General features: G+C 75.9%; 2 protein-coding genes. Both read left to right on the forward strand.

Going from position 1 to position 4469, the window contains the following annotated elements; genetic code table 11:
- Positions 1-705, forward strand: a 705-nt coding sequence (locus F8274_RS29935; protein ID WP_225854039.1) for a zinc finger domain-containing protein, incomplete at its 5' end; no start/stop codon positions are given.
- 181 nt (positions 706-886) lie between these two features.
- Positions 887-4469, forward strand: a 3583-nt coding sequence (locus tag F8274_RS29940) for a multicopper oxidase domain-containing protein (RefSeq protein WP_151465697.1), incomplete at its 3' end; no start/stop codon positions are given.

Here is a 4469-nt window from a genome sequence, read left to right on the forward strand (position 1 = left end):
CGACGCGCCCAAGCCCCGCCGGTCGAGGCCCCCGCCCGAGCCGACGCCGCCCGAGTCGACGCCGCACGAGTCGACGCCGCCGCGCCGCCTCACGGGGGCGGGCGGGACTGGACGCTGCACTCGCATCTGCGGATGGACGGCGCCTGGCGCGCGTACGCACCGGGCGAGCGGTGGGCGGCCCGGCCGGCGCATCTGATCCGGGTGGTGCTCCGGTCCCCCGGCGCGGTGGCGGTGGGCTACCACCTGCACGAGCTGGCCCTGATCCCGACCGCCGAGGAGGAGTCGCTGGTCGGCCACCTCGGCCCGGACCTGCTCGGCCCGGACTGGGACCCGGACGAGGCGGTGCGCCGGCTGTCGGCCCACCCGGACGAGACGATCGGGGAGGCGCTGCTGGACCAGCGCAACCTGGCCGGGGTGGGCAACCTCTACAAGTGTGAGGTGCTGTTCCTGCGCGGGGTCAACCCGTGGACGCCGGTCCGCGCGGTGTCGGACCTGCCGGGCACGGTCACGCTGGCGCAGCGGCTGCTCGCCGCGAACCGGGGCCGCTGGGCGCAGAGCACCACCGGGTCGCTGCACCGCGGCCAGACCAGCTACGTCTACGGCCGCCGGGCCCAGCCGTGCCGGCGCTGCGGCACGGCGATCCGCAAGGAGGAGCTGGGCGAGCGGGTGACGTACTGGTGTCCCGCCTGCCAGCCGGCCCGGTGAGCGGGATGACCCGTGGAACTTCCACGAACCAGCCAAGATCGCCCGAGATAGGGACGATTGGGTAGTTCCCTCCCGCACCTTCGGCGTCGCATGCTGCGGTGGAGTGCTCACCGATCGTCAGCAGCGCGTACGCCCGCCACGTCGGGGTGACGGCAGGCGCGCCCCGACCCCGGGGAGAGCCATGGTGCTGTTCCGCAGACTCCGGCCGGGATGGACGGACCGGTTCGCCCGGACCGCCGAGGACCACGCGCCGACGGTGCCCGCCGCCCGCGCCGCCGAGGAGGAGACCGGCCCCACCCCGGCCAGTCTCGACCCGGCCGCCGTGCCGCGCCTGTTCGGCCCGGTGCCGAACTTCGCCGCGAGCCCGCTGCCCACGCTCGACCGGGACGGTCAGCCGGTGCCCGGCACCGGCATCCGCAAGTTCGTCGACCCGCTGCCGGTGCCCGGCCCGCTGGCCACCGCCGGGCTCGGCGCCCGCCTGCCCGTCGCGGTCCCCGACACGATCACCTGGCCGGGCTGCGACTACTACGAGATCGGCCTCCAGGAGTACGCGCAACGCCTGCACCGGGACCTGCCGGCCACCCGGCTGCGCGGCTACCGCCAGCTCAACCTCGGCACCGACGCGGCCGGCCACAACACGGTGGTCCCGCCGGACCGGCCCTGGCACCTCGGCCCGATGATCGTGGCCCGGCGCGGCCGGCCGGTACGGGTCAAGTTCATCAACCAGCTGCCCACCGGCCGGGCAGGCGAACTGTTCCTGCCGGTCGACGAGACGGTCGACGGGGCCGGGACGGGCCCGCTGGACGGGCCCGCGCCGTACCCGCAGAACCGGGCGGTGCCGCACCTGGCCGGGGCGCAGACGGCGTGGATCAGCGCCGGCAACCCGTGGCAGTGGATCACCCCGGCCGGCGAGATCACCCCGTACCCGACGGGGGTGGGGGTGACCGCGGTGCCGGACATGCCGCCGCCCGGCGCCGGCGCCACCACGCTGTACTTCCCCAACGAGCAGAGCGGCCGGCTCATGTGGCTGCACGACAACACGCTGGGCCTGTCGCGGCTCACCGTCTACTCGGGGCAGCTCGCGCTCTACCTGCTGACCGACCCGGCCGAGGAGCGGCTGGTCGACGACGGGGTGCTTCCCGCCGACCAGCTGCCCCTGGTGATCGAGGACAAGACCTTCGTGCCGGACGACGCCCAGCTCGCCGCCCAGGATCCCACCTGGGACCGGGACCGCTGGGGCGCGAAGGGCAGCCTCTGGCACCCGCACGTCTACCAGCCCCGGCAGAATCCCTACCGGAGCACCGGCGGGAACCCGACCGGCCGCTGGGACTACGGCCCGTGGACGCACGACCCGGACGGCGGGGCCAGCCCCTGGGTCGCCCCGGTGCCGAACCCGCACCACGACCCGGTCGCCGAGCCCGACGAGCCGCCCCTCGCGCCGGGCGTGCCGCACCCGTCGGCCGTGCCCGAGGCGTACGGGGACACCCCGCTGGTCAACGGGGCGGCCTACCCGTACCTGGAGGTCGCGCCGCGGGCGTACCGGTTCCGGATCCTCAACGCCTGCCCGGACCGGACGCTGAACCTCCAGCTCTACCGGGCCCGCTCGGACCAGCCGATGTGGACCGAGACCGGCGCGTCGGGCGACCCGCGCGCCGGCGAGGTGCCGATGGTCGACGCGGTCCGGGCGCCCGGGCGGCCGGCGCACTGGCCGGCCGACGGGCGCGAGGGCGGGGTGCCCGATCCGGCCGCCGCCGGTCCGGAGCTGATCCAGATCGGCAACGAAGGTGGCCTGCTGCCCGCCCCCGTGGTGCTGCCCCACCGGCCGGTCGGCTACCGGTACGACCGCCAGGACCCCACGGCGCTCAACGTGGACGGGCACACCCTGCTGCTCGCCCCCGGCGAACGGGCCGACGTGGTGGTCGACTTCGCGACCGTCCCGCCGGGCAGCACCCTGATCCTCTACAACGACTGCCCGGCGCCGCTGCCCCGGTTCGACCCCCGCTACGACCACCACACCGACGCATCCGATCGCACCGCCACCGGTGGCCTCCCCGCCGCCCACGCCGGCTACGGCCCGAACACGCGTACCCTCCTTCAGATCCGGGTGACCGGGACGCCGGCCGAGCCGTACGACCGGGACCGGCTCGCCGCCCGGCTGCCCGGCGCGTACGCGGAGAGCCAGCGACCGCCGATCGTGCCGCAGCCGGCCTACGACGCGGCCTTCGGCACCCGCACCAGCGGCGCGACGCTGGTGCCCGCGCGTGCCACCTCGGTGACGTTCACCCCGGCCGGCGCGGCCGCCCCGGTCACGCTGCCGCTGGCCGTGAAGTCGGTCGGGCAGGTCTTCGAGTCCCGGCACGGCCGGGCGGTGGGGCGGCTCGGGGTGGCCCACCCGAACGCCGGGCAGCGGACCCCGCCCACCCTGCCGCTCGGCCCGGTCGACCCGGCCACCGAGGTGCTGTACGCGACCGACCCGACCGTGCCAGTGGGCGGGCTGGCCGACGGCACCCAGCTGTGGCGCATCGTCGGCGACGCACCCCGCACCCACCCGGTGCACGTCGAGGGCTGCGACGTGCAACTGGTCAACCGGGTCGGCTGGGACGGCACGGTCCGCCCGCCGGACGCCAACGAGCTGGGCTGGAAGGACACCGTCCGGGTGAACCCGCGGGAGGACGTGATCGTGGCCCTGCGCCCGGTCCCGCCCAGCCTCCCCTTCAAGATCGGCGACAGCGTCCGGCTGCTCGACCCGACCCGGCCGGCCGGCGCCCGGCTGGACGCCAGCCCGGTCAGCCCGGTCGACGGGCGGCCCGCCGCGGTGGTCAACCAGCTGGTCAACCTGGGGTGGGAGTACCGCTGGCAGACCCGCTCGGCGGGGTTGCGCGACCAGGGCATGAGCCGGCCGCTCGTGCTGAGGGTGGCGCCCAAGGCGCCGACCGGGTTGACCGCGACCCCGGCGCCCGGCTCGGCCACCGCGCTGCCGGCCATCGGACTGACCTGGACCGGCAACGGCAGCCGCCCGCCGGCCACCAGCCACCGGCTGCAACGCGCCACCGACGCGGCCTTCACGGCCGGGCTCACCGAGATCACGGTGGCCGCCGCGGCCACCCGGTACACCGACGCGACCGTCACCCCGGGCGTCACCTACCACTACCGGATCCGGGCCGAGAACGCGGTGAGCTGCTCGGCCTGGTCGAACAGCATCCCCGCCTCGGTGCAGCTCACGGCACCGGCCAAGCTGGTCGCCGCGATCCCGCCGGCCGCGCCGCTGCGGATCGCGCTGCGCTGGTCGAACCGCTCCTTCGCCACCGGGGTGGATGTGCAGCGGGCCACCAACCCGACGTTCACGAGCGGGCCGGGGACCACGGCCATCGCCGTGGGCGAGGCGCACCTCGACCCGGTGGTCGCCCCGGATACCACCTACTACTACCGGGTACGCACCACGTACCTGGGCGCGGCGTCACCCTGGTCGACGGTGGCCACGGTGACGACGCCGCCCCGGCCCGGGATGCCGGCCGGGGTGCTCGCCACCGCCACGGCGCCCGCCCCGGACACCGCCACGGTGATCCTGAGCTGGTCGGCCAGCACGCCCACGGGGGCGGGCGCCAGCTTCGTGGTGCAGCGGGCGACCGACGCCGCCTTCACCCACGACCTGGCCACGTTCAGCGTGACCGGCCGCGGCTTCACGAACACGGGCCTGACCCGAGGCGCGACCTACCACTACCGCATCCGCTCGGTCAACGTCGTCGGCACCTCACCCTGGACCA

The organism is Micromonospora sp. AMSO31t, assembly GCF_008868175.1.
Taxonomy (GTDB): Bacteria; Actinomycetota; Actinomycetes; order Mycobacteriales; family Micromonosporaceae; genus Micromonospora.